The following is a 23,866-nucleotide window of genomic DNA, read 5'->3' as shown; positions in this document are numbered from 1 at the left end:
GCGACCCAGGTCCGTCAGCATGCCACCGATACGATCATGGCCATGACGGCATTGGAACCGACCATCCTCGCGACCTCCGGCGGACATCGAGTCGGAGGACGGACCAGGGTGATGTTTGATGCTCTGGTGCATCATGCGGTTGACCTCTCCGGTGCGCATGGTCGGCGCCCGCGCATCATGTACGTCGGCACCGCCATCGGGGATGCCGAGCACTTCACGACCCGCATGACCGAGGCTGCGCGGATAGCGGGATTCGACCTGACGCCTCTGCACCTGTTCCCCATGCCCAACCTCGAAGATGTCGAGGGCTCGATCCTCGACCACGATGTGGTCTGGGTCATGGGGGGCTCGGTGGTCAACCTGCTGGCGGTGTGGAGAGCGCATGGCCTGGACCGCATCATGCACCGTGCCTGGCAGGCCGGTGTCGTGCTCAGCGGAGTCAGCGCAGGCTCCCTCTGCTGGTTCCAGGGAGGTGCGACCGACTCGTTCGGGCCGGAACTGCGCCCGGTCACGGACGCACTCGGTTTCCTGCCGTATGGCAACGGCGTGCACTACGACTCGGATGAGGGTCGGCGTCCGTTGATTCACCAGCTTGTGGCGGACGGCACCATGTCTACTGCTCACTGCACAGACGATGGAGTCGGCTTGGTGTACCGCGGAACGGAATTGGTGGAAGCGGTGACGGAAACTCCCGGTAAGGGCGCCTACATCGTCAAAAGCGACGGAACCAAGGCGGTGGAGGAGCGCATCGAACCTCGCAGACTGACCGTATCTTGGCGATAACCAGGTCTTTCACTTCGCGGGGCGAGACGAATCGCGTTGGAATCGTCCCAGCTCAGCGGGTCGCCGACGGCTTCTTGGTCCACTGACTTGTGCGGGGGCTTTTGCGGGTGAGGCGTCGAGTCATCATGGTGATGAGTGCCCAGTTCAGATGGGCTTCGGAGTGCTGGGGCAGTCGTTCGTAGTCGCGTGCGTTGCGGCGGGCGTTCATGCACCAGCCGATCGTGCGCTCGACTTTCCAACGGCGGGGAAGCACGACGAAACCCTTCGTGCCCTTGGGCCGGGAGACGATGCGCAGGCTCAGCCAGAGGCGTTCGCGCGCCCAGTCCACGAGGTCGCCGGCGTAGCCGCGGTCGGCCCAGACCTGGGTGATCTGCGGCTGGGTGAGACGCAGCCGCCAGAACACGTCGCGGGCGGCGTCGCGGTCCTGTATGTCGGCGGGCGTCACCGTGATCATCACGGGCAGGCCGAGCGTGTCCACGGTGATATGTCGCTTGCGGCCGTTGATTTTCTTCGCGGCGTCGTAGCCCCGGCTGTTGTGGCCCACGGTGGAGGCGCCCTTGACCGACTGGGAGTCGACGATCAGCGTCACCGGATGCGGGCAGCGGCCCTTGCCGGTACGGATCCTGCGGCGGAGTTGGTCACGGATGTAGGTGACGACCCCGGCCCGGTTCCACCGCCAGAAGAACCCGTAGACCGTCTCCCAGGGCGGGAAATCCGCAGGCAGGGCCCGCCACTTGGCGCCGTTGTCGACGATGTAGCGGATGCCGTCCACGATCTCCCGCCGCGGCCACTTCTCCGGATGCCCGCCGGTCTTGGTCCGGTAGGCCGGGACGGGCAGCAGGGGCTCGAGAAGGGCCCATTCGGCGACCGACGTGTCGGACGGGTAGCGGCGGCGACGGGAGGAAACGGGCATGGCGGGCTCGGCAGGGTGATCGGCAGCGGGGGCTATTTGGAGAGCTGGGCGAGGGTGGCACGCACCCCAGTGAGCTGTGCGGTGGCGAGCTGGGCCCATTCGTCGTCGGGGTAGCGGGCCAGGTGCGGATCGAGCGTGCCCGTGATCACCCGGGTGAGGCGGCCAAGGGTCTGCCGGAACTGCCGCTTGACGTACTGGATCCAGTCCGCGGGGTCGTCGGAGAACATGAACCCGTCGCGGCGGGTCCAGGTGATCGGCGTCAGGTTCTCCGCGGCGACGACGTCGCGGACGTGCCGGATGCCGCGGCCGATCTGCGAGCGGGTCAGGCGGGTGGCGGCCATGAGCTGGTAGGTGAAGCGCTCCGGGTCTGATGGAGGCTCGATTCCCTGAGAGGATCGAGTCATGGCACGTCCGTCCCCCTACCCTGCTGAGCTTCGTGAGCGTGCGGTGCGCATGGTTACGGAGATCCGTCCGAACTACCCGACCGAGTGGGCCGCGATGAAGGCGGTCGCCGCGAAGCTGGGATCGGAGCGGCGGAGACGGTGCGGACCTGGGTCCGCAAAGCGCAGGTGGACACAGGCGAGCGGACCGGCACCACCTCCGAGGAAGCCGCGGAGATCAAGCGTCTGCGGGCCGAGAACGCTGAACTGCGGCGGGCCAACGAGATCTTGAAAGCGGCGTCGGCTTTCTTCGCGGCCGAGCTCGACCGGCCGTCGAAACGCTCGTAGCGTTCATCGACGAGTTCAAGAAGGTGTTCGGCGTCGAGCCGATCTGCCGTGTGCTCTCCGGTCACGGACTGAAGATCGCAACGAGCACCTACTACGCCGCCAAGAAACGTGCACCCAGCGCCCGAGCGATGCGGGACGCGGAGCTGAAAGCCCAGATCAGCCGCGTCCACGCCGACAACTATGGCGTCTACGGGGTCCGCAAAGTCTGGCGGCAGCTGCACCGTGAGGGCATCGAAGCAGCCCGCTGCACGGTCGCCCGCCTGATGCGCGATCTGGGCCTGGAGGGCGCCCGCCGCGCCAGGAAGATCCGCACTACGGTCCGCGACAGCGGGCATGAACGGGCGACTGACCTGCTGCAGCGACTTCACCGCGTCACGTCCGAACCAGCGATGGGTGGCTGACTTCACCTATGTCGTCACCTGGTCCGGCATCGTCTACGTCGCATTCGTCGTGGACGTGTTCTCCCGGGCGATCGTGGGCTGGTCGGCCGCCACCAGCAAGCGGGCCAAGCTCGTCCTCGACGCCCTCGACATGGCCCTGTGGCGCCGCGACCGTGCCGGAACTCCCGCTGGGCCAGGGCTGGTTCATCATTCGGACGCGGGCAGTCAGTACACGTCTTTCGCATTCACCGCGCACCTCCTCGAGGCCGGCATCGACGCCTCGATCGGCACCGTCGGCGACGCCCTGGACAACGCGCTCATGGAATCCCAGATTGGTCTCTACAAGACGGAGTTGATCAAACCCCGCAAGCCCTGGCACGGCCTCGCCGACGTCGAACTCGCTACCGCGGAATGGGTCGACTGGTTCAACAACCAGCGCCTCCACACAGCGACCGGGGACATCCCGCCCCACGAACACGAAACCAACTACTACGCCCAACCGGCTGCTGGAGTCAACGCATAGAGCCTCCACCGATCCCGGAGCGCTTCATCACCCATTCTGGCTGGATTGCATGATCGAATGCTAGGGGGCGCGGGCCCTTACTGGTGCACGGTCGTTGACCGCGTGCGACATGCGGTGTGCACTTGCGCCGACGGCCCCGCACCCTGCTCCCGCGCGGCACGGGGCTGACCTCCCCTCTCCGGTGGGAGGCCGGTCGGCAGGTTCCGGGCCGCACGCGCCGACATGCCCGGAGCCTGCCCAGCCGGCCACGGCCCGCTTTGCCGGGTCACACGGGAGCGAGGCGGACGGTCCAGGGGTGCAGGCGGATCCGCATCGGCGCAGTCGGCGCGACCGGCGGCGGCTTGGGCTCGCGCCAGGCGGCCACGGGCTTGGTCAGGCGGCGGGTCATCAGGGCCATGACGCTCCAGGCCAGATGGGCTTCGGCGTGCTGGGGCAGCTTTTCGTAGTCGCGGAAGTTGCGGCGGGCCCTGAACACCGCCGGCTTTGCCAAACCTTGATCTCACGATGCGGTCTCTTGGAATTGACTTCGCGATCACCTACGTCGTTATGTACACATCACAAATGTGAATACGTTGTGAGTGAGTGATGACAGGTATATGGGCCCGACAACCGGGCCGTAGTAGGGCAGTTGGCGCACTGCTCGGTGTGACACTGGCCGCCGGCCTGGTTCCAGGAACGGTCGGCTACGCCATGGCCGGGACGCAGACACCCGTCACGGCGGGCACGGGGACCACCGACGGCCCGGCCGCCGCGGCGACCGAGGCCCAGGCGCTGGCCAATGCCAGGAAGTCCGGCGAGGCGGTGGAGGTCCTGTCCCAGCGGGGAGAGACCACCGAGGTGTTCGCCACCCCGGACGGGAACTTCGAGGCACGGGAGTATCTGCGGCCGACGTGGACGCGCGCCGAGGACGGCTGGAAGCACGTCAACACGGAGCTGGCCGCCACCGAGGGCGGGACGGTCGCGCCCAAGGCGGCCACCGTGAACCTGGAGTTCTCCGGGGGCGGGGCCCAGGATCCGCTGGTGCGGATGGAGCGTGCGGGGCGGACGATGAGCCTGTCGTGGCCCACTGCGCTGCCCGAGCCGCAGCTGTCGGGGGCTATGGCGACATACCCTGACGTGCTGCCGGACGTCGACCTACGGATGACCGCGCAGGAGGACGGCTTCGCGCAGTTGCTCGTGGTCAAGTCGGCCGAGGCCGCCAAGAATCCGGATCTCGCCGAACTGCGGCTGAAGCTCGGGTCTGACGGTCTGGAGGTCAAGGAGAACGCCCAGGGCGGCTTGCGCGCGGTCGACGGCGCCACGAACGGCACCGTCTTCGAGGCGCCGAAGCCGGTCATGTGGGACTCCAGCCCCGGCGAGTCCGCGCAGGCCCCGAGTGTTTCTGGCAAGACCCTCACCGCCACCACCGCCACCACCGCCACCTCGGCCGGTGAGCCCGGCGCCGGTGAGTCCGGCAAGCTCGCCCCGGTCGGAGTGGACCTCCCGGCCGGTGAGAACGAGCTGGTGCTGACCCCGGACCAGAGCGTCCTCAATGGTGCGGGCACCAAGTACCCGGTGTTCATCGACCCGCAGTGGTACTCGCCGCGCGCGTCCGCATGGACGATGGCGTCGAAGTACTGGGCGTCGTCGCCGCAGTGGAGGTTCAACGGCGACTCGGACGCGGGCCTCGGCTACTGCGGCTGGTACTACTGCCAGCCGCACGACACCAAGCGGCTCTTCTACCGCATCTCCACCTCGGCGTTCGCGGGCAGGACGATCCTGGAAGCCAACTTCGTGGTCCGCAACACCTGGTCGGCCTCCTGCTCGGACCGCACGGTCGAGCTGTGGGACACCGACCCCATCTCGGACCAGACGACGTGGAACTCCCAGAACGCGACCGGGTTCTGGAACAAGCAGCTCGCGTCGGACTCCTTCGCGTACGGCTACTCGGGCTGTTCCGCCGCCGACGCGGAGTTCAACGTGAAGTCGGCGCTGCAGGCCGCCGCCAACGCCAAGGACCCGTCGATGACGTTCGGTCTGCGGGCGGCCAGCGAGACGGACGAGTACGCCTGGAAGCGGTTCTCCGACAAGGCGTTCCTTCGGGTGAAGTACAACCGCCCGCCGGGGCAGATCAAGATGTCGCAGCTGACGATGGAGTACGGCGGCACCTGCAAGGCACCCTCCAGCGCGGCGCGCGTGCGCACGCTGGGCAAGATCTACGCGACCGGCATCACCGACCCCGACGGTGACCCCGTCTCGGTGCAGTTCCAGGCGAAGTGGGACGGCGGCTCGTGGACCCCCGGCCGGACCGGGTCGAAGGCCTCGGGTTCGTCCTTCACGATCAGCCTGCCGACATCGATCCCGCCGAACAAGACGGTCAACTGGTACGTCCGCTCCCACGACGGGGCCCAGTACTCGCCCTGGTCGAACGCGGGTGACCCGACCGGCTGCTACTTCGTCTACGACACGCAGTGGCCGAAGGCCCCCTCGATCACCTCGGGCGAGTACCCCCTGGCCGATCTGGACGACCCGCAGGCCCCCTGGTACGACGGCGTGGGCAAGTACGGCTCGTTCACCATCAAGGCCGCCAACACCGATGTGACCAAGTACTGGTACGGCATCAACAAGGACCCCTCCTCAGCGAACACCCTGCCGACCAGCGGCGGTGCGGCAGAGATCCTGAAGGTGCTGCCGTCGGAGCCGGGCGTGAAGTTCGTGACCGCGAAGGCCATCGACGCGGCGGGCCACCAGAGTGAGACGTACACGTACCACTTCCGCGTGAAGTCCGGTCAGCCGGAGCGCTCGATGTGGCAGCTCGACGAGACTGCGGGCGCGACCGCCGCGACGGCCACGGCGAAGGACCGCCCCGCGACGCTGTACGGCGGGCCGACCCTCGGCGCGGTCGGGACCAAGGACAAGGCCGTGACGTTCGACGGCGTGGACGACTACGCCGCGACGGACATCCCCACCGTGAGTACGGACGGCGGGTTCGCGGTGTCGGCCTGGGCGAAGCTGTCCAAGGCGCCAGGCACGGCGGCGGTCATCGCGGCCCAGCCCGGCAATCACGCCCCCGGCTTCGAGCTGTACTACTCGAGCGCCTACGACAGGTGGGCGTTCAACCAGTACACGGCCGACACCGCCTCCGCGACGCCCGTGCGGGCGATGGCTCCGGCCGCGGGCGGCGTCACCGTCGGCAAGTGGACCCACCTGGTGGGTACCTACAGCTCTGGCGCGGACGAGATGAAGCTGTACGTCGACGGCGTACTGGTCGGCACGACCGCGTACTCCACACCGTGGGACGCGCGCCGGGGTCTGCAGTTCGGCGCGGGCTCCTACAGCGGGCAGCCCGGTTCGTTCTTCCCCGGTGACATCGACGAGGTGCAGATCTTCGACAAGCCTCTGTCGCAGGCCGAGGTGACAGTGCTCAACGGCAAGACGTCGCTGAGCACCGGGCGTCCGGCGCGCATGGTCTTCGCCATGGACGAGCAGGCCGGCGCGCCGGAGCTGACCGGCAAGCAGGAGGTGGTCGACGCCACCTACGTCGGCGGGCCGACCGCCGGCGGCGAGGGCGTGGCGGGCAACGCGCTGACCCTGGACGGCACCAACGACTACGCCACCACCAACCGGCCGCTGCTGAACAACGAGCGCAGCTTCGCGGTGTCGGCGTGGGCGAAGCTCCCGGCGGCCAAGCCGAACCACGCGGGCGTCGTCGCCACGCAGCTCGGCACGAACAAGCCGGGCTTCGAGCTGTACTACTCCAGCTCCTACGACCGCTGGGTGTTCAACAACTACTCGGCGGACTCTGCCACCGGCACCCCGATCCGCGCCATGCAGGCCGAGGGCAAGACCGCTTTCGGTGGTTCGTGGGCCCACCTGGTCGGCGTGCACGACACAGTGGCCAACAAGCTGCTGCTGTACGTGAACGGCACGCTCGCCGGTTCCACGGCGCTGTCGTCGACCTGGTACGCGGGCGGCCCTGTGCAGCTCGGTGCGAGCCGCCACGACGGCAGCCTCACCTCGTTCTTCCCCGGGCAGATCGACGATGTGCGCATCTTCGACCGCGCGGTCTCGGGCGAGGAGGTCACCCAGCTGTTCAAGCAGCGTCCGCTGGTCAAGAGCCGCTGGACGTTCGAGACGACCGCCGGGACCGCCCCGGTCACCGTCCCGGACGCGGCGGGCTCCGGCAGCTCGCTCACGCTGAACGGCGGTGCGGCGCAGTCGTACTCGGCCTTCATGGACGCCGCCTCGATGGAGCTGAACGGCACCACCGCCTACGCGTCCACCTCGAAGGTCCCGGTCGACACCGCGGGCAGCTTCACGTTGACCGCGTGGGCGGTGGCCTCCTCGATGCCGAGCGGGCCGGTGTCCCTGATCGGCGCGGAGGGCGCCAACCGGAACGCGTTCACCGTGCGGTTCATCCCCGACCCCGTCGACCCCGACCGCAGGCCCGGACGCTGGCAGCTGGCGGTGACCGACACAGACGACCCGGCCGCGACACCCACCGTGGTGGAGGTCGACAACGGTCTGTTCAACGACGTACGCCTGTGGAACCACCTGGCACTGGCCTACGACGGCTTCTCCAAGCAGGTCCGCCTGTACGTGAACGGCGACATCGCCGAGCTCGGCTGCGCGGACGCGGACGGCAACGGCGAGGCCGACGTCACCGGGTGCGTGGACCTGGTCCCGTGGGCCGAGAACGTGCTCGCGTTTAAGGCCACGTCGCTCCAGATTGGCCGGTCCGGCACCGGCACGGCCGCGGGGTCGTACTTCCCGGGCCTGGTGGACGACGTGTGGACCTTCCAGGGCGCGCTCACCGACGCCCAGATCGAGAAGCTGTCCAACACCTGGTTCGACCTAGCGACCAAGGTGCCCGGCGACTGACGCAGTGAGAAGCGTGCCCGGGGCGCCATGCCCCGGGCACCTCTTGATTTCCCCCCTTGATCAACCTTTGATCGAAGAAACGAGTTCATTCATGTATGGCAGAGCGCGCTCATGGCGCGTAGCCGCCCTGGGGCGCAGAGTCGCCCTGGGAACATCGGCGGTCATGGTCGCCACGCTGCTTCAGGCGACGGCGTTCGCGCCGGCCGCCGAGGCGGCGGGCAAGGGACGCCCCGCGGTGTCCGACCCGGACAAGCCGGTGGCGGGCACGTCCGTCAGGAAACTGAAGCCGCGCAAGGTCCAACAGGGCCCGCGCACCCCCCAGGAGGCCCCGAAGGCCGACTGGCCCGAGGCCGATTCGGCCCTCGTCACCCTCAAGGAGCCGACCGCGAAGGCCGGTGCCCGAGTCAAGGCGAAGGGTCTTCCGGTCGAGCTGAACACCCCCGCGAAGCGGGTGAAGTCGGCGACCGGCGGCACCATCGAGGCCGAGGTCGTCGGTCAGGCCGCCGCCAAGAAGGCCGGCGTCGACGGGGTGGTGTTCACCCTGAAGGCCACGGACAAGGCGTCCTCCGGGGCGGTGGGCGCCACCCTCGACTACGCGGACTTCGCCGAGGCGTTCGGCGGCGCTTACGCCTCGCGGCTCACCCTCGTGGAACTTCCCGCTTGTGCGCTGACGACGCCGAAGAAGAAGGCCTGCCGTACCACCGAGCCGGTGGTCACGGACAACGACACCCAGGCGCAGACCCTCACCACCCGTTCCGTGTCCGTGAGCAGCAGCTCGCCGACCGTGCTGGCCGCGACGGCCGGGGACGCGGGTAAGACCGGCGACTACAAGGCAACCTCGCTGTCGCCGTCCGCCACCTGGAGCACCGACCTGAACACCGGTGACTTCGCCTGGTCGTACGACATCCCGGTGCCCGAGGTGCCCGGCGGCTTTACCCCGCACGTGGGCATGTCGTACTCCTCCGGATCGATCGACGGCCGCACCGGCAACACCAACAACCAGTCCTCCTGGGTCGGTGACGGATTCGAGCTGTCCCCCGGTTTCATCGAGCGCCGCTACAAGCCGTGCGCGGACGACGGGCAGACGGCCGCCGACGGCGTGAACAAGCCCGGCGACCTGTGCTGGGGTTACGACAACGCCTACATCACCTTCAACGGCAGGGGCGGCGAACTCGTCCCCACCGCCACAGAGGGCGAGTACCGGTTCCGGCGGGACGACGGCACGCGTGTCCACCGGCTGACGGACACCGGCCGGGACAACAAGGACGACAACGGTGAGTACTGGCGGGTGACTGACCCGAAGGGCAACCGCTACTACTTCGGCTACAACCGCTTGCCCGGCTGGGCCACCGGCAACGAGACCACCGACTCCACCTGGACCGTCCCGGTCTTCGGCGACGACTCCGACGAGCCGTGCAACAAGGCGACCTTCGCGGAATCCTGGTGCCAGCAGGCCTGGCGGTGGAACCTCGACTACGCCGTCGACACCCATGGCAACGCCATGGCGTACTACTACATCAAGGAGGAGAACTCCTACGGCCGAAACCTCAAGGCCACGGACGACACCCCCTACGCCCGCGGCGGTTACCTCGACCGCATCGAGTACGGACTGAAGTCGTCCTCCGTGTACAGCGCCAAGGCGCTGGCCAAGGTCGACTTCATCAGCTCCGAGCGGTGCATACGCGACGCGAACACGACCTGTTCGTCGATCTCCACGGACTCGTACTACTGGTACGACACTCCCTGGGACCTGAACTGCACGGAGGGCACCGACTGTGACAACAACCGGCTCTCACCGTCCTTCTGGACCCGTAAGCGGTTGACCGGCATCAATTCCCAGGTCCTCGTCGCCGACGGCTACAGCAAGGTCGACTCCTGGGCCCTGACTCACCGCTGGGGCCAGGCGGACGTCGATTACCAGCTGCTGCTCGACTCGATCCAGCGCACCGGGCACACCGGCGCCAATGCGAGCACGCTGCCGAAGACGACGCTGGCCTACACGCAGCTCGCCAACCGGCTGGACAGCACCGGCGACGGCTACGCCCCGTTCATCAAGGCACGCCTGTCCACAGTCGCCGACGAGCACGGCGGGCAGATCGACGTCAACTACTCGGCCCCGGCCTGCGACGCGGCCGCGCTGCCGACCCCGGAGACCAACAGCACCCGCTGCTTCCCTCTGCTGCTGGGCGGTACGGACACCGAGGCTCCCAAGAAGCACTGGTTCAACAAGTACGTCGTCACCTCGGTGACCGCCACCGACCGTACCGGCGGGGCCCCCGACTCGGTGACCGCCTATGAGTACCTGGGACCTGACGGCGAACCGGGCGGCGCGGCCTGGCACTACGACGACGATGACGGCCTGACCAAGGAGAAGAACAAGACCTGGTCGCAGTGGCGCGGCTACGGCCACGTCCGGGTCAAGACCGGCGGCCAGGGCGGCGCCGCGTACCTGAAGACGCAGGCGGACACCTACTTCCTGCGCGGCATGCACGGCGACCGGCTGAACGCATCCGGCGGCACCAAGTCCGTCAGCGTCCCCCTGGACACTGGCGAGGGCGCAGCGATCACCGACCACGAGTCGGCAGCCGGTTTTGCCTACAAGACCGCCAAGTACTCCGGTCCCGGCGGCAGTGTCCTGAAGAAGACCGTCGAGCGGCCCTGGCACCACGAGACCGCGAAGAAGACGCGGTCCTGGGGCACGGTGACCGCCAACTTCACGGGCACGGACGAGTCGCGGACGTGGACATCGCTGGACGACGGGGCGGGAAGCCAGTGGCGCACCACCCTGATTGACACGACGTACGACACCGTCGCGGGCCGCGTCACCCAGGTCGACGACCAGGGCGACACGTCCGTCACAACCGACGACGTCTGCACCCGCACCACCTACGCCACCAACACCACCGACAACATCCTCACCCTGCCCTCGCGGGTGGAGACGGTCTCGGTGAAGTGCGCGACCACGCCGGTCCGGACCACGCAGGTCGTGTCCGACGTGCGCAGCGCCTATGACGGCCTCGCCTACGGCGCCGCACCCACCAAGGGCGACGAGACCGCCACGGCCACACTGACCAAGCACAACGGCACCACCGGCACGTACCTGGAGGCGGGCAGCACCTTCGACGGCTACGGCCGTACCCTGACGGTCACCGACCTGACGGCGAACGTCACCGCCACCGAGACCACCGCGCCGGTGCGCACCGCGCGCACCGACGGCCTGACCAGCACCACCGCCTACACCCCGGCCACCGGCTTCCCGACGACGGTCACTACGACCACGCCGCGCGCCAGGGCCGCGGACGCGGCCTCCGCTCAGACGACCACCACCACGCTCGACGGGCTGCGCGGCATGCCCACCGAGGAGAAGGACACCAACGGCAAGTTCAAGACCTTCACGTACGACGCGCTCGGCCGCGCCGACAAGATCTGGCTCGCCGACCGCAAGACGACGCAGCTCCCGTCCTACGACTTCGACTACCTCTTCGACGAGGGCAAGCCGGTCGCGGTCCGCACACTCACCCTGGACAACGCCGGGGCCGGCCAGATCGCCTCGTACACCCTGTACGACGGTCTGCTGCGCGCCCGCCAGACCCAGGACGTGGGACCCGACGGCGGTCGGCTGCTGACCGACACCTTCTACGACGAACGCGGCCTGGTCGCCAAGGAGTTCGCCTCCTACTACACGACCGGGACTCCCAGCCGTGAGCTGTTCAAGCCCGTCGACGCGGTGAGCGTGGAGACGCAGACCTGGCACAGCTACGACGGTCTGAACCGTGAGATCACGACGAAGGAGGTCGCCGGCAGCGGTGACGGCGGCCCGGACCTGGGCACCACCACGACCACCTACGGCGGCGACCGCACCACGGTGATCCCGCCGGAGGGCGGCACGGCCACCACCAGCCTGACCGACGCCCGCGGCCGTACGTCGGAACTGCGCCAGCACCACACACGCAGCGCGACCGCCACGTACGACGCCACGACCTACAAGTACACGCCGACGGGCAAGGAGTCCCAGGTCACCGACCCGGCGGGCAACAAATGGTTCTACGAGTACGACCTGCTCGGCAACCGGACCGAGTCCACCGACCCCGACCAGGGCGTCACCATCAGCACGTACGACGACCGCAGCCGGCTCGTCACCACCAAGGACTCCGAGGACCGGGTCCTGTACCACCTCTACGACCAGCTCGGCCGCAAGACCGAGCTGCGCGACACCAGCGCCACCGGCACCCTGCGCGCCTCGTGGACGTACGACACGATCATCGGCGCGAAGGGCCAGCTGGCTTCCTCGACCCGGTACGTGAACGGCGCCCAGTACGTCAACCGGGTCACCATGTATGACCTGCTGTACCGGCCGGTGCGCACGTCGATGACCATCCCGACGTCCGAGGGTGATCTGGCCGGCACCTACCAGTCCGGCACCAGCTACCAGGCGTCCGGCAAGGTCGGGGGCGTCTCCTACTCGGCGGCGGGCGCCCTGCCCGGCGGCTCGTACAGCTACACATACGACTCCACCCTGCGGCCGGTGTCGATCCTGGGCGACGGCTTCCAGGCCGACACGACGTACTCCAACACGGGCAAGCCGCTGCAGTACGCGTATGCCTCGACCGCCGCCGGCGCGAAGAAGACCTGGGTCACCAACACCTACGAGTGGGGTACTCAGCGTCTGGCCACGACCCGGGTCGACAGGCAGGACGTCGCGGGCATCGACCGGCACCACACCTTCGGCTACGACAAGACGGGCAACGTCCTGTCGATCGCCGATGTCTCACGCGCTGGCACCGACACCCAGTGCTTCACCCACGACTACCTGCGCCGCATGACCAAGGCGTGGACCGAGGGCGACACCGCCTGCTCGGCCACCCCCTCGGCGGCCGCGGTCGGTGGCGTGGCGCCGTACTGGCAGTCCTACACCTACGACAAGACGGGCAACCGCAAGACCGAGATCCGGCACGACCCGAGCGGCGACACCGCGAAGGACACCACCCGCTCCTACACCTACCCGCCTGCGGGAGGTCCTCAGCCGCACACGCTGACCGAAGTCAACGAGACCGGCCCGACCGGCACGTCGAAGACCAGCTACCTCTACGACAAGACCGGCAACACCACTGACCGTGTCATCCGCGGCACCACCCAGAAGCTGGCGTGGGACGCCGAGGGCCGCGTCACCAAGGTCACCCAGCCCGTCACCAACAAGCCCGACGAGGTCACGGACTACGTCTACGACGCCGAGGGCAACCGGTTGATCGCCCGCGGTCCTAACGAGACCACGCTGTACCTCGGACACACCGAGGTCGTGCTGCCCAAGGGCACCACTACGACCAAGGCCACCCGGTACATCGGCCTCGGCAGCGGCAACCAGGCCGTCCAGTCGAACGACGGGTCGATCACCATCACCGTCGCCGACCACGTGGGCACAGGCCAGCTCTCGGTCAAGGCCACCGACCTGACGCTGTCCCACCGGCGCACGCTGCCCTTCGGCGGCACCCGCGGCACACCGACCGGCACCTGGACCGGCACCAAGGCCTTCGTCGGCGGCACCGACGACACCAAGACCACCGGTCTGGTGCACCTCGGTGCCCGTGAGTACGACGCCACGATCGGTCGGTTCATCTCCGTCGACCCGGTCATGGACTCCAATGATCCGCAGCAGATCAACGGATACGCCTACAGCAACAACAGCCCGGTCACCTTCACCGACCCGGACGGTCTGAAGTACTACCCCGTCTCCGGCCCGTGCGTGCCCGTGCCCACCGCGGGCTGCAAATGGAAGGACGACGGCCCCGGCATCGCCTCGAGCAGCAAGGGCTACTACGACGAACCCAGCAAGAACGGCAACAGCAACGGCAACACTGCCGCTGCCGATTACCGCTGCGGATCCCCGGGCTGCTCCACCTCCGGTCTCACCGGTTACGGGTCGGGCGCGGACAAGGCCGCCGAAGGGGCCATGCCGCACGACGGACCCGTTGCCACTCCGATCAGCTTCTGGGACATGGCGAAAGCCATCGTGCTGCCGGACTTCGGCGAATGGAAAGCATGCAAGAAGAACCCCGGCCTCAACTCCCACTGCGGCTTGGCCGCGACGGACCTGCCCGCAGCCAAGGCGCTGAAACTCCTGAAGCTCCTCCCGCTGGGTAAGGCGAAGAAGGTGGACTGCAAGTGCTTCCTCGCAGGCACCGACGTCCTCATGGCCGATGGCAGCACCAAGAACATCGAGGACATCGAACTCGGTGACAAGGTCGTCGCCACAGACCCGCAGACAGGGAAGACGAGTGAACGCGAAGTCACCGCGACCGTCGTCACGGAGAACGACAAGCGCTTCACCGAGCTGACGATCGCCACGGAAAACGGTGAAGAGAACCTCACCGCAACCGACGGGCACCCGTTCTGGTCCGTCTCGGAGCACAGCTGGATCAGGGCCGGTGACCTCAAGCCGGGCATGACCCTGCGCACCGACGAGGGCCCCACGGTCGAGGTCCAGGCCACGCGCCACTACACGGACCATGTGCGGACATACAACCTCACCATCGAGGGCGTCCACACGTACTACGTGCTGGTTGGCGACACTCCGGTCCTCGTGCACAACACCGAATGTCCGACCGGTGACGAATCGGCTTCGTCCTCTTCCTCCAAGAAGAAGCGCGTGGAACACCTTCAGCCCAACCGGAAGGCCGAAGGGGACCACACGGTATGGGGACTCGACGAGAACGGGCGGGTGATCCGCTACCAGACCTGGCTCCTTGAGCCGCGCGCGCCGTCGGGATGGCGGCTCGGCCCCCGGTTCCGGGGAATCGGCAAGCCGCACAGTGGTGTGAATCCGCCTCTGTACTATCCCAAGGGCGGCGGGTACGGAGAATCCGCCACTGGTGACAACCTTCCTCTGGGGTATTAGGCATGGGCATCCATGAAGCCGCGGACGACGTGCTGAGAAGGTGTGCGAGTGCTTCGTTCTCCGAGGCCGCAGACCTCTACGTTGCTCTGTCTCTGGGCCGTCTGTACTGGCCGGAGACCAGGCTGGTGAACGGAGCTGTCTTCCTCGCCCTCAACCCGGGTGATGCGGAGGAGATCGAGCGTCGGGTTGCCGCGTGGAACGAGTCCGGCGCAATGACCTGGAGTCAGTTCGTCGACAGTTTCAACGCTTTCGACATCCGGTACCTGTTCGCCCAGTGGCCCGGGTATCCAGAAGCCCTGGAAGAGGCCGAGATGTTCCTTGCGCAGCTCTTGCTCGAAGCGTGGACGGCCAAGCTGCGATCCGATTTCCCTGATCGCGCGTTCAGCGTCGAGCTAGACGACGACATCGAATCGGACGGCCCGCGCATCTTGGTGCGACAAACCCGCATCGGACAGTAGGTCCGGCTCACGCAGGGCCCCCGCCAGGTTTTCCTGGTGGGGGCCCTGCTACTTCTGCGTCCGGGGGTCACGTCTGCTGGAGTGGTGTATCGACGGCCACTCGGTGATCTCGTTTGAGGCTATGCGGTGAGTTCGGTGGGCAGGGTGGTGTCGTCGGATTCTGACTCGATCGGGTGGAGGCGGGCTTTGGCCAGCAAGTCGAGTCCCATGTAGCGGCGGGCCTCCGTCCACTCGTCGTTCTGCTCGGCCAGCACGGCGCCGACCAGGCGGATGACGTCGGTGCGGTCGGGGAAGATGCCGACCACGTCGGTGCGGCGGCGGATCTCCTTGTTGAGCCGTTCCTGCGGGTTGTTGGACCAGATCTGCCGCCAGATCTCGCGCGGGAAGGCGGTGAAGGCCAGCAGATCATGCTGGGCGGTGTCCAAGTGGGCTGCGGCTTTGGGGAACTTGGCTTCCAGGGCGTCGAGGACGTGCTGCATCTGGGCCTGGACGGCGTCGGTGTCGGGTTGTTCGAAGACGGTCCGCAGCAGCGTGGCCACCCAGGGCTGGGCTGATTTCGGGACCTGGCTGAGCAGGTTGCGGGCGTAGTGGGTGCGGCATCGCTGCCAGCTCACGCCGGGCAGGACCGCGCCGATGGCGTCGACCAGGCCGGCGTGGGCGTCGGAGATGACCAGTTGGACGCCGGACAGGCCGCGGGCGATCAGTGAGCGCAGGAAGGCCAGCCAGCCGGCGCCGTCCTCGGCGGTGGCCACGTCGATGCCGAGGATCTCGCGGTGGCCGTCGGCGTTGACGCACATCTGGCTGGCCGGCGCCGTACTCATCGACGCCAACCTGCACCAGGCCGACCTGCGGACCGCGGTCTTGTGGCATGCCCGCCTCGACGGGGCAGACCTGAGCGCGACAGACCTTACCGGCGCCGATCTGACGGGTGCGGTGGTCAAAGGCGCGCGTTTTCAACTGGCCGATCTGCGTGGCGCTGACCTGACTGGTACCGACCTTGCCACGACCAGCCTGACGGGCGCAGTGGGTGACGCCACCACGATCTGGCCAGCAGGATTCGACCCCGCAGCCGCTGGCCTCGTCACAGCCCGGGACGACGCACCACCGCTGCGCCCACACTCGTCCCACGACCTGCCCCGGTGAGCAGGGATTCGCGTCGCCCGGCAGAACTGCTGCTCAGGCTGCCTGCTGGAGGTAGTACGGGTTGACGTCGCTCCGGCGGACCGGGCCTTGCGGCGGGTGAGGCGCCTCGTCATCAGGTGACGGCGGCCCACGTGATCAAGGATTCGCTCATCTCGGGGCGCCGTTCGTGGTCGCGGCAGTGCCGTCGGGCCCTCATGATCCACGACCATGATCGTTCGACCACCCAGCGGCGGGGAAGGACGACGAAGCCCTTCGCGTCCGGCGGGCGACGCACTGTTTTGATCGTGATGTCGAGGTAGGTCGTGGCCCAGGTCACGAGCTTTCCGGCGTAGGCGGAGTCGGCCCAGACGATGGCGATCTCGGGGTGCGTGAGAGCGCGAGACGGAACACCAGTTCCTTGGCGGCATCCTGGTCGGGCACGTTGGCGGCAGTGACCATGACCAACCCGGCCCTTGTTGTCGCAGATCAGATGTCTTTTCCGCCCATTGATCTTTTTGGCTTCGTCCCATCCCTTGGTGTCCTTGCCGACAGCTGGGGGCATTCGGACCGATCCCTGACCTGCGTAGCTATCCGCCTGCAACCTTCCCCCCGTCCGACTGTCTCCTGATCATCAACCACTCCTGTCTCTGTGGTCCCTGAGACATCAATCGGCACAGGAGCGGTCGCACAGAATCATCAGGAGACACTTCATGCGTATTCGCCCCGCAGCCTGCGCGGCACTCCTCGTGGCGTCCCTCGCCCCCATCCTCACGGCACCTCCCGCCAGCGCGGCGGCGGCCAGGTACGCGGACGACTTCAACGGCGACGGCTACCGCGACTACGCCAGCTACACCTACGAGCAGTACAGCAAGGGCGGCGGCGTCCGGATCACCTTCGGTACCGCCTCCGGACCCGGCACGCAGACCCAGTTGATCACCCAGGACAGCCCCGGCGTCCCCGGCGCCGACGAGACGGAGGACCAGTTCGGCGACGTCCGGGTGCCCGCCGACTTCAACGCTGACGGATACGGGGACCTCGCCGTGTCGGTGTCGCGCGAGGACGTCGACGGACGCACGGACGAGGGCGGCGTCGTCATCCTGTGGGGAAGCGCGACCGGCCTCTCGGGTGGCACCGCGATCCCCAACGCCGGCGCCAAGGTGTCGAACGCCTGCTTCGGCCGCGACCTCGCCGTCGGGGACTTCAACGGGGACGGCAAGAAGGACCTGGCCGCGATCAGCGGGAGCAAGGCCTACGTCTACCGCAGCATCACGCGCACCGGCGTGGCAGGCTCGGTCACCAGCCACGACAAGACGACGAGATTCGCGCCCACGTCTCTGGTCTCGGGCAACATGAACGGGGACTCCAAGACCGATCTGGTGATCATCGGAATCACCGACGAGCCCGACAACTTCGGCACGGACGCGTGGTTCATCAAGGGCGGCTCACCGCTCAGCGCGGGCAAGACCCTGCGCCTCGTCACGGACTACGGCGACCCCAGCGAGGCGGTGATCGCCGACTTCAACAAGGACGGCTACGGGGACCTCGCGGCGGGCAGCCAGATGTACAACAACTACCAGGGCCGGGTGTCCCTCTGGTACGGCTCCTCCACCGGCCCCGCCACCGCCGTCCGTATCACGCAGGCCACCACCAACGTCGCCGGCACCCCAGAGTCCGGCGACCTGTTCGGCTCCTCCGTGTCGGCCGCCGACATCAACGGCGACGGCTACAAGGACCTCGCGATCGGCGTCTACGGAGAGAAGATCAGCCAGGAGATGACCGAGGGCGGTGTACACGTCCTGCGCGGCAGCGCGAGCGGGATCACCGGCACCAACTCCCAGTGGCTCGCCCGCAACACCGCCGGCGTCCCCGGCGACGTCGCATGGAACGACTGCTTCGGCGACCCGGTCCGCCTCCGCGACACCAACCGCGACGGCAAGGCCGACCTCTACGTCGGCGCCATCAACGGCTCGCTGCGCTTCGCCGGCACGTCGTCCGGCGTCACCACGACCGGTGTGACCGACGCCGACACCGAACTCATCTGGGGCATGCTCCAGTAGGCCCGGCCTCCCACCCAGCTGCCTGGGGTTCGCCGGACGTTCTAGAGGACCAGCTTCATCGAGTCGTACGGTGCGCCCCCCCACACACACGACGGGGCAGCCCTGAGGCGAGTCGTCGGGACCGACGGCAGCGCATGAGCAGGAGGCTCCGACTGGACGGGGGTGGCCAGCCAGGGATGCAGGCGGTGGACTGAGGACGGCCCCGCGAATGAGCGCCGGGGGAGCCCGTCGCTCCTTCTCCGGCTGCGACCTGCCGAACATCCCCACGGGCACTGGCCCCAAGGGGGCCAGCGCCTGCATGATCAACGCATCTGACAACAACGCCCAGGGCGGCCTGAACACGCAGTTCTTCCGCAGCGAGCGCATGCTGGACGGCGACCCCTTCCAGATCCGCATCTCCTAACCGTCGGCCGGCCACTCACCGAAGTACCATCGCAGCCTGGCAAGGCCCGAACTGTCACAGCCATCCCGGTAAGGAAAGGCTCACAGATGAGCGCGGCCCAACTGTTCGTCGCAGAAGGAACCTTCGGAGTCCTGGACGGCGGAGACATCCCCGTGGACACAGTCGACTGGTCCAACGGCCTGGCCGCACCCATGTCCCACGGCGCGATCATCCTCACCGGCATCCGTACAGGAGACGTCCAGGTCACTGCCGAGGCAAGACAAACTCCGCCCCAGGCAGACGACGACACTACCTGGGAGGAGATCGTCGAGGTCAGCCTCCAGTGCCAGTCCGGCCAGCTGCTTGTCGAGTCCCTCGACCTCGGCCCCGCCGAGGACCTGCCCAACCTGGCCACAACAGGGCCCGGCTGGTACCGCATCCGCGTCCACGCACACGGCCGCGGCACCAACCCCGACGGCACCGACTCCGACCCCATCGAGCGCTACCAGCTGACCGTCTGGCCCTCAGCCGAAGCACAGGCAGCAATCATGAAAGGCAGCGACCGCATCGCAGCAGAGCCGCCGTGCCACGGTCCAGGCTGGCCCTGACGTTGTTCAGCGGCTCCGGCATGTTGGCTTCGAGCGGCCCCAGTTGGTGGAGAATTCGAGGCTTTCGGACGTCCTGAAGTCGGCTCTGGCAGCGATCACGGGGAGCCGTCACGGTCGGTATCGGAGCTGTTCGATTCCTCCTTGCGCGCCGGGGTACGCCTTCCCGATTCGAGCCGTACCTGACGCCCCCTCACCTCACGCAGAATGAGGCTGTCCGTCCCCGTACACGTCGACGTCCTGGACATGGATGAACACGAACTCTCCTGGCAGGACGTGCTCTTCGGCGAGGTTGCACTGCGGGGCGACTCGGCGACGTGCAGTACGGCGGCAACGATCGTCCGAGCTCGCGGCCTCGGCCGTGAGGGCTGTTGCCCCAGCTGCGGAACCTTGTCTGTTCGGGTGCACGATCGCTACCGAAGGCGACTCCAGGACGTTCCGCTCGCCGCTCGTTGTGTGCGCATCGAGTTGGAGGTCCGCCGGTTCGTCTGCGTGAACAGCGAGTGCGTACAGAGGACGTTCGCGGAGCAGATTCCGGGCTTCACCAGCGCCTACGCACGCTGCACCGACCGACTGGGGGCACTGCTGAACGTGATCGGGCTGGCCCTGGCCGGACGGGCTGGATCCCGGATGGCAACCGCGCTGGGCATCGTGGCGGGGCGGGTGGAGCTGCTGAACCGGGTGCGGGCGATGCCCGACCCGTCGTACGCCACTCCGCGGCTGCTCGGGGTCGACGACTTCGCGATCAAGAGCTTCCATACCTATGCCACCGTGCTGACCTGCGGAGACACCCACCGGGTCGTCGACGTGCTGCCCACCCGGGAGGCTGGGCCGTTGACCATGTGGTTGCTCGCACATCCCGGAGTGGAGGTCATCTGCCGCGACCGGGCCGGGGCCTACGCCGAGGGTGCCGCCGCCGGCGCGCCCGACGCTCAACAAGTCGCCGATCGCTACCACCTGTGGGCCAACCTCGGCCAGGCCGTCGAGAAGTCCGTCGCCGCCCACCGCACGTGTCTTCCCGCACGGTCTTCGACGCCCAACGTGCCCCAGACCCCACAGCCACCGCTTCCGGCGACATCGCACGGCAACGGCCGACTCGCCGCCCGCCTTCAGGCTCACCATGCCCTGGTCCACGGCCTGTTGGAGCAGGGCATGGGGCTCCGGGCCATCGCCCGCCACCTCGGCTGGGGCCGTCACACGGTGCAACGGTATGCCCGCGCCGAGCACTGGCACCAGGTCTCGCCAGGGCGTCATCTCCGGGGCAGCAGCCTGGATGTCCACCACGCTTACCTGAGCCGACGCATCGCCGAGAAACGGGGCCGCATCTCCCTGGTGGCACTGCATCGTGAACTGGCTGAACGCGGGTGGCACGGCAGCTACTCCACGCTGCGCGACTGGGCCGCCAAGCGCCTTCCTCAGCCTCGCCGAACTCCGCAGCCACCCCCAGCGCCACCGAGTATCCGGCAGGTCACCGGCTGGCTCACCCGCCGGCCGTCCTCGCTGACCGAGGATGAACACCAGCAGCTCAAAGCGGTCCTGGAGCACTGCCCCGAGCTGACCGCCGCGCATCAACTCGTCCGCGACTTCGGCAACATGCTCACCGAGCAGACCGGCCTGCTCCTACCCGCCTGGATCGACGAGGCCATGGCAGCGGAACTGCCAGGTCTGAGCAGTTTCGCCCGCGGCCTCACCAACGACATCGACGCCGTGACCGCCGGGCTCACGCTCCGCTGGAGCTCGGGCATCACCGAGGGTGCCGTGAACAGAATCAAAGAGCTTCTTCAGCGTTGCAACTCCAGTGTGAGGACGGCCTTGGCGATTGACGTCATGCGGTTGGGGCTGCAGCGGGACCTGCGGAAGATCCGCCAGGACTTCAGGCGGGCGACTCCGCGTTCGACGGGTGCGCGCGCTGCGGCCAGGGCACGGTTGCGAGTCTTCTCGGTGGGAGTCAGTTTCTTCAGGGGCCTGCGTTTGATGCCCGTAGTCAGCCACGGACCGGCGCCCTGGTAGGCGAGATCGGCCACGATCGGAACGCCCTGGCGCTCGCAGATCCGGATGATCCGGTGGGTGCGGGCAGCGGTCAGGTCGTGGGTGCGGCCCGGCAGGGCGGGCGAGAGCCACAACAGCCGGCCGCCGGGATCGGTGACGACCTGCACGTTCACGCCGTGGCGCCGGTGTTTGTGGGAGTAGTCGGCCCGGCCGTCGCCGACCCGGTCGCACTCGGCGAGAGTGCCGTCGAGCAGGACGAAGTCGGGATCATGCTCGCGCAGCGTCTTCAGCAGACCCGGTGCACGGGCGGCGAGGAGGTCGACGACTGCGCTGGTGTAGGCATGCACGGTGGACTCGCTGATCCCGAACCCGGCAGCGATCTTCGCCAGAGTGATGTGCTCGCGCAGGTACACCAGTGCCACCATCGCTCGCTGGGACGGACGGAGCTTGCAGCGCCGGTCGCCCTCACGGGTGACGATCAACATGGTGACCCACTCCACGAGTGCATGCGGCAGGTCAAGTGCGGCAGGATGGACGACCAACGAGGCCCCCGAGCAACGTGATTGAGACGTCAGACATCTCGATCAACAGCCCGGGGGCCTCGCTCGTTGCGCTGCACGGGCCGTCACCCGATCGGTGGCCACATCGAAGAAGCTCAGCGATGCTGACCACGGTATTCGGCTTCGGTATCTCGGCGGCGGGTCTCGCTCTCAGTCTGTCCCGGAGTGAACCGGGGGGGATCCCGGCTGTCCGCGGAGGAGGTGCTCGACTCGCGCGTCGACCAACTGGCGGATGCCGCACAGCGGCAGTGGCGGGCCGAGTGGCGGCTGCGGCGTCTGCAGGATCCCGAGCCCATCGCCGTTGACTGGGCCGCTGCGGCCCCGTGGCTTGCAGACGAACCCGGCGGCGAAGGGCCCCCGAGGGCTCCGCCGACATCGCCACCGTCCTGGAACGTGTAGCGTCGCGCTGGTTGGTTGTTCTTGGGGAGCCGGGCAGCGGCAAGACGGTGATGGCCATCCGGTTCGTCCTGCGAGCGTTGGAGCGGCGAGCACCCGGTGGACCGGTGCCGGTGCTGTTTTCCCTGTCCGGCTGGCAACCACACAGCGAGACCCTGGACGACTGGCTGGTACGTCTGTGGGCCGCCACTCCCCAGGCGCTTCATGGGCGCGTGAACTCCTCGCAGCCGGGCGGGTGATCTCTGTTCTGGATGGCCTGGTTGAGATGGCGCCGCCGCTGCGCATGATGGCGGTGCGCCGGCTGAACGCGGACCTCGACGACGGCCGTTCCCTGCTGCTGACATGCCGGTCCGGGGTGTATGAGGAGGTGGTCCAGGCCGGTGGTGTCCTCACGTCCGCCGCTGCTGTCGAGTTGCAGTCACTGCCCTTTGAGGCGGCCGCCCGCTGTCTGCAGCACACGGCCCGCCCGCTCAGGGGGCCCGCGGGGGCAGCGCACCACGCTCTGGCACCCCGTGATCGAGCGCTTGCGGTCGAGCCCTGATGACCCGGCCTGCACCGCACTGCGCGAGGTCATGCAGACGCCGCTGATGGTGGCCATGCTGCGCACCGCATACGAGGACCCGGATACTGACCCCGTCGAACTCCTCGAGGGAAGCTGGACTGAACGGGCCGCCCTCGAGGCGCACTTGCTCGACACCTTCGTGCCGGCAGCCTTCCGAGACGACCCGTCGTCCCCTCGGCAGCACGCTCGATTGGCTGGCCTTCCTGGCCCGGCCCATGCAGCGACGCAGCACCAGGGAACTGGCCTGGTGGGAGTTACGAGGGGAATTGCCATGGGCGTTGCGTGAGTGGGGGCCAGTGCTGCTGATCGGAGTCCTGGGCCTGGGGATCGCGCTATGGGTGGCAGGGCCGTATAGCGGCTGGACGATCGCCATCGTTGCAGGGCTTTTCGCTCCCGTATGCGCCGGACAGTCCCTGTTCTTGCGCACCGGGGGGAGGATCGTCCTGCGGCGGCGAGCAACGCGGAGCCCCGGTGTTCCCGGCGAGGTTGTCCTTGCGGCGGGAGCGATACCGCTGGGCGTGGTCATCGGCGTGGCCGGTGACCTCAGCGGCGAGGATTACGCGCTCAATCCGGTCAGGTTCCAGTGGCGGGCGGAACTGCCGCGGCGCTCGCTGGAGGTCTGGTACTCACCACGGCCCTGGCAGTGCTGGGCCTGC

Annotated in this window: 15 protein-coding genes and 3 pseudogenes; 12 read left to right on the top strand and 6 right to left on the bottom strand. The window is 67.9% G+C overall.

Translation table 11 applies throughout. The features are described 5' to 3' along the window. The first annotated feature begins 42 nt into the window (after window positions 1-42). On the top strand, window positions 43-783 hold the full coding sequence (locus EJ357_RS00625; protein ID WP_126387577.1) for a Type 1 glutamine amidotransferase-like domain-containing protein: 741 nt from the start codon (window positions 43-45) through the stop codon (window positions 781-783). Between the two features lie 52 nt (window positions 784-835). Here the strand turns inward: EJ357_RS00625 and EJ357_RS00620 are convergent, their stop codons facing one another. Together EJ357_RS00620 and EJ357_RS48890 are read right to left on the bottom strand one after the other, a co-directional pair. Beyond that, the gene (locus EJ357_RS00620) at window positions 836-1,696 is read right to left on the bottom strand and encodes an IS5 family transposase (RefSeq protein WP_126387575.1); all 861 of its coding nucleotides are present in this window, start codon (window positions 1,694-1,696) and stop codon (window positions 836-838) included. A 32-nt stretch (window positions 1,697-1,728) separates the two neighbouring features. Continuing rightward, window positions 1,729-2,100: a hypothetical protein gene (locus EJ357_RS48890; RefSeq protein WP_228472883.1), complete on the bottom strand. Its 372-nt coding sequence runs from the start codon at window positions 2,098-2,100 to the stop codon at window positions 1,729-1,731. On the opposite strand from EJ357_RS48890, the pseudogene EJ357_RS00610 reads away from it, so the two are divergent. Beyond that, a pseudogene (locus tag EJ357_RS00610) lies at window positions 2,099-3,327 on the top strand (IS3 family transposase). The gene EJ357_RS48890 and the pseudogene EJ357_RS00610 overlap by 2 nt on opposite strands. Window positions 3,328-3,592: 265 nt before the next feature. Here EJ357_RS00610 and EJ357_RS00605 read toward each other — a convergent pair. Next, window positions 3,593-3,817: a hypothetical protein gene (locus EJ357_RS00605; protein WP_126387573.1), complete on the bottom strand. Its 225-nt coding sequence runs from the start codon at window positions 3,815-3,817 to the stop codon at window positions 3,593-3,595. Between the two features lie 95 nt (window positions 3,818-3,912). Here EJ357_RS00605 and EJ357_RS00600 point away from each other — a divergent pair, with 95 nt between their 5' ends. From EJ357_RS00600 to EJ357_RS00590, 3 genes are all read left to right on the top strand, one after another. After that, entirely contained in the window at window positions 3,913-8,187 is a 4,275-nt protein-coding gene (locus EJ357_RS00600; protein WP_126387571.1) for a LamG domain-containing protein, read from the top strand. A 163-nt stretch (window positions 8,188-8,350) separates the two neighbouring features. Further along, on the top strand, window positions 8,351-15,079 hold the full coding sequence (locus EJ357_RS00595) for a polymorphic toxin-type HINT domain-containing protein (protein WP_126387569.1): 6,729 nt from the start codon (window positions 8,351-8,353) through the stop codon (window positions 15,077-15,079). Window positions 15,080-15,081: 2 nt separating this feature from the next. Further along, complete coding sequence (locus tag EJ357_RS00590; protein ID WP_126387567.1) at window positions 15,082-15,537, top strand: hypothetical protein; 456 nt, start codon at window positions 15,082-15,084, stop codon at window positions 15,535-15,537. A gap of 119 nt (window positions 15,538-15,656) precedes the next feature. Here EJ357_RS00590 and EJ357_RS00585 read toward each other — a convergent pair. After that, window positions 15,657-16,328: pseudogene (locus tag EJ357_RS00585) on the bottom strand (IS256 family transposase); the annotation flags it as partial. Window positions 16,329-16,332: 4 nt separating this feature from the next. Here EJ357_RS00585 and EJ357_RS00580 point away from each other — a divergent pair. After that, a complete protein-coding gene (locus EJ357_RS00580) occupies window positions 16,333-16,680 on the top strand; it encodes a pentapeptide repeat-containing protein (protein ID WP_228473258.1) in 348 nt (115 codons plus the stop codon). Window positions 16,681-16,792: 112 nt separating this feature from the next. On the opposite strand, the gene EJ357_RS00575 is transcribed toward EJ357_RS00580, so the two are convergent. Then, complete coding sequence (locus tag EJ357_RS00575; RefSeq protein WP_126387563.1) at window positions 16,793-17,221, bottom strand: transposase; 429 nt, start codon at window positions 17,219-17,221, stop codon at window positions 16,793-16,795. Window positions 17,222-17,369: 148 nt separating this feature from the next. On the opposite strand from EJ357_RS00575, the gene EJ357_RS00570 reads away from it, so the two are divergent. The 3 genes and pseudogenes from EJ357_RS00570 to EJ357_RS48885 form a co-directional block, all read left to right on the top strand. Further along, complete coding sequence (locus EJ357_RS00570) at window positions 17,370-18,716, top strand: FG-GAP and VCBS repeat-containing protein (RefSeq protein ID WP_126387561.1); 1,347 nt, start codon at window positions 17,370-17,372, stop codon at window positions 18,714-18,716. A 489-nt stretch (window positions 18,717-19,205) separates the two neighbouring features. Further along, window positions 19,206-19,706, top strand: coding sequence for a hypothetical protein (locus tag EJ357_RS48015; protein WP_175647249.1), 501 nt, complete (start codon window positions 19,206-19,208; stop codon window positions 19,704-19,706). A gap of 204 nt (window positions 19,707-19,910) precedes the next feature. Then, window positions 19,911-21,473 (top strand): annotated as a pseudogene (locus EJ357_RS48885) (ISL3 family transposase); the annotation flags it as partial. A gap of 11 nt (window positions 21,474-21,484) precedes the next feature. Here the strand turns inward: EJ357_RS48885 and EJ357_RS00555 are convergent. After that, window positions 21,485-22,234 (bottom strand): transposase family protein, encoded by a 750-nt coding sequence (locus EJ357_RS00555; protein ID WP_126387557.1) that lies wholly within the window; start codon window positions 22,232-22,234, stop codon window positions 21,485-21,487. A 428-nt stretch (window positions 22,235-22,662) separates the two neighbouring features. On the opposite strand from EJ357_RS00555, the gene EJ357_RS00550 reads away from it, so the two are divergent. The 3 genes from EJ357_RS00550 to EJ357_RS48010 are packed head-to-tail and all read left to right on the top strand — an operon-like array spanning window position 22,663 to window position 23,496. Beyond that, on the top strand, window positions 22,663-22,887 hold the full coding sequence (locus EJ357_RS00550; protein WP_126387555.1) for a hypothetical protein: 225 nt from the start codon (window positions 22,663-22,665) through the stop codon (window positions 22,885-22,887). 26 nt (window positions 22,888-22,913) lie between these two features. Continuing rightward, window positions 22,914-23,189 (top strand): hypothetical protein, encoded by a 276-nt coding sequence (locus EJ357_RS00545; protein ID WP_126387553.1) that lies wholly within the window; start codon window positions 22,914-22,916, stop codon window positions 23,187-23,189. Continuing rightward, complete coding sequence (locus EJ357_RS48010; protein ID WP_175647248.1) at window positions 23,161-23,496, top strand: hypothetical protein; 336 nt, start codon at window positions 23,161-23,163, stop codon at window positions 23,494-23,496. The genes EJ357_RS00545 and EJ357_RS48010 overlap by 29 nt, the downstream gene beginning before the upstream one ends. Window positions 23,497-23,866: the final 370 nt, after the last annotated feature.

The organism is Streptomyces cyaneochromogenes (assembly GCF_003963535.1).
Lineage (GTDB): Bacteria > Actinomycetota > Actinomycetes > Streptomycetales > Streptomycetaceae > Streptomyces > Streptomyces shaanxiensis.
Note: the sequence above shows the minus strand (reverse complement) of the source record. Positions and strands in the feature narration are given on the sequence as shown.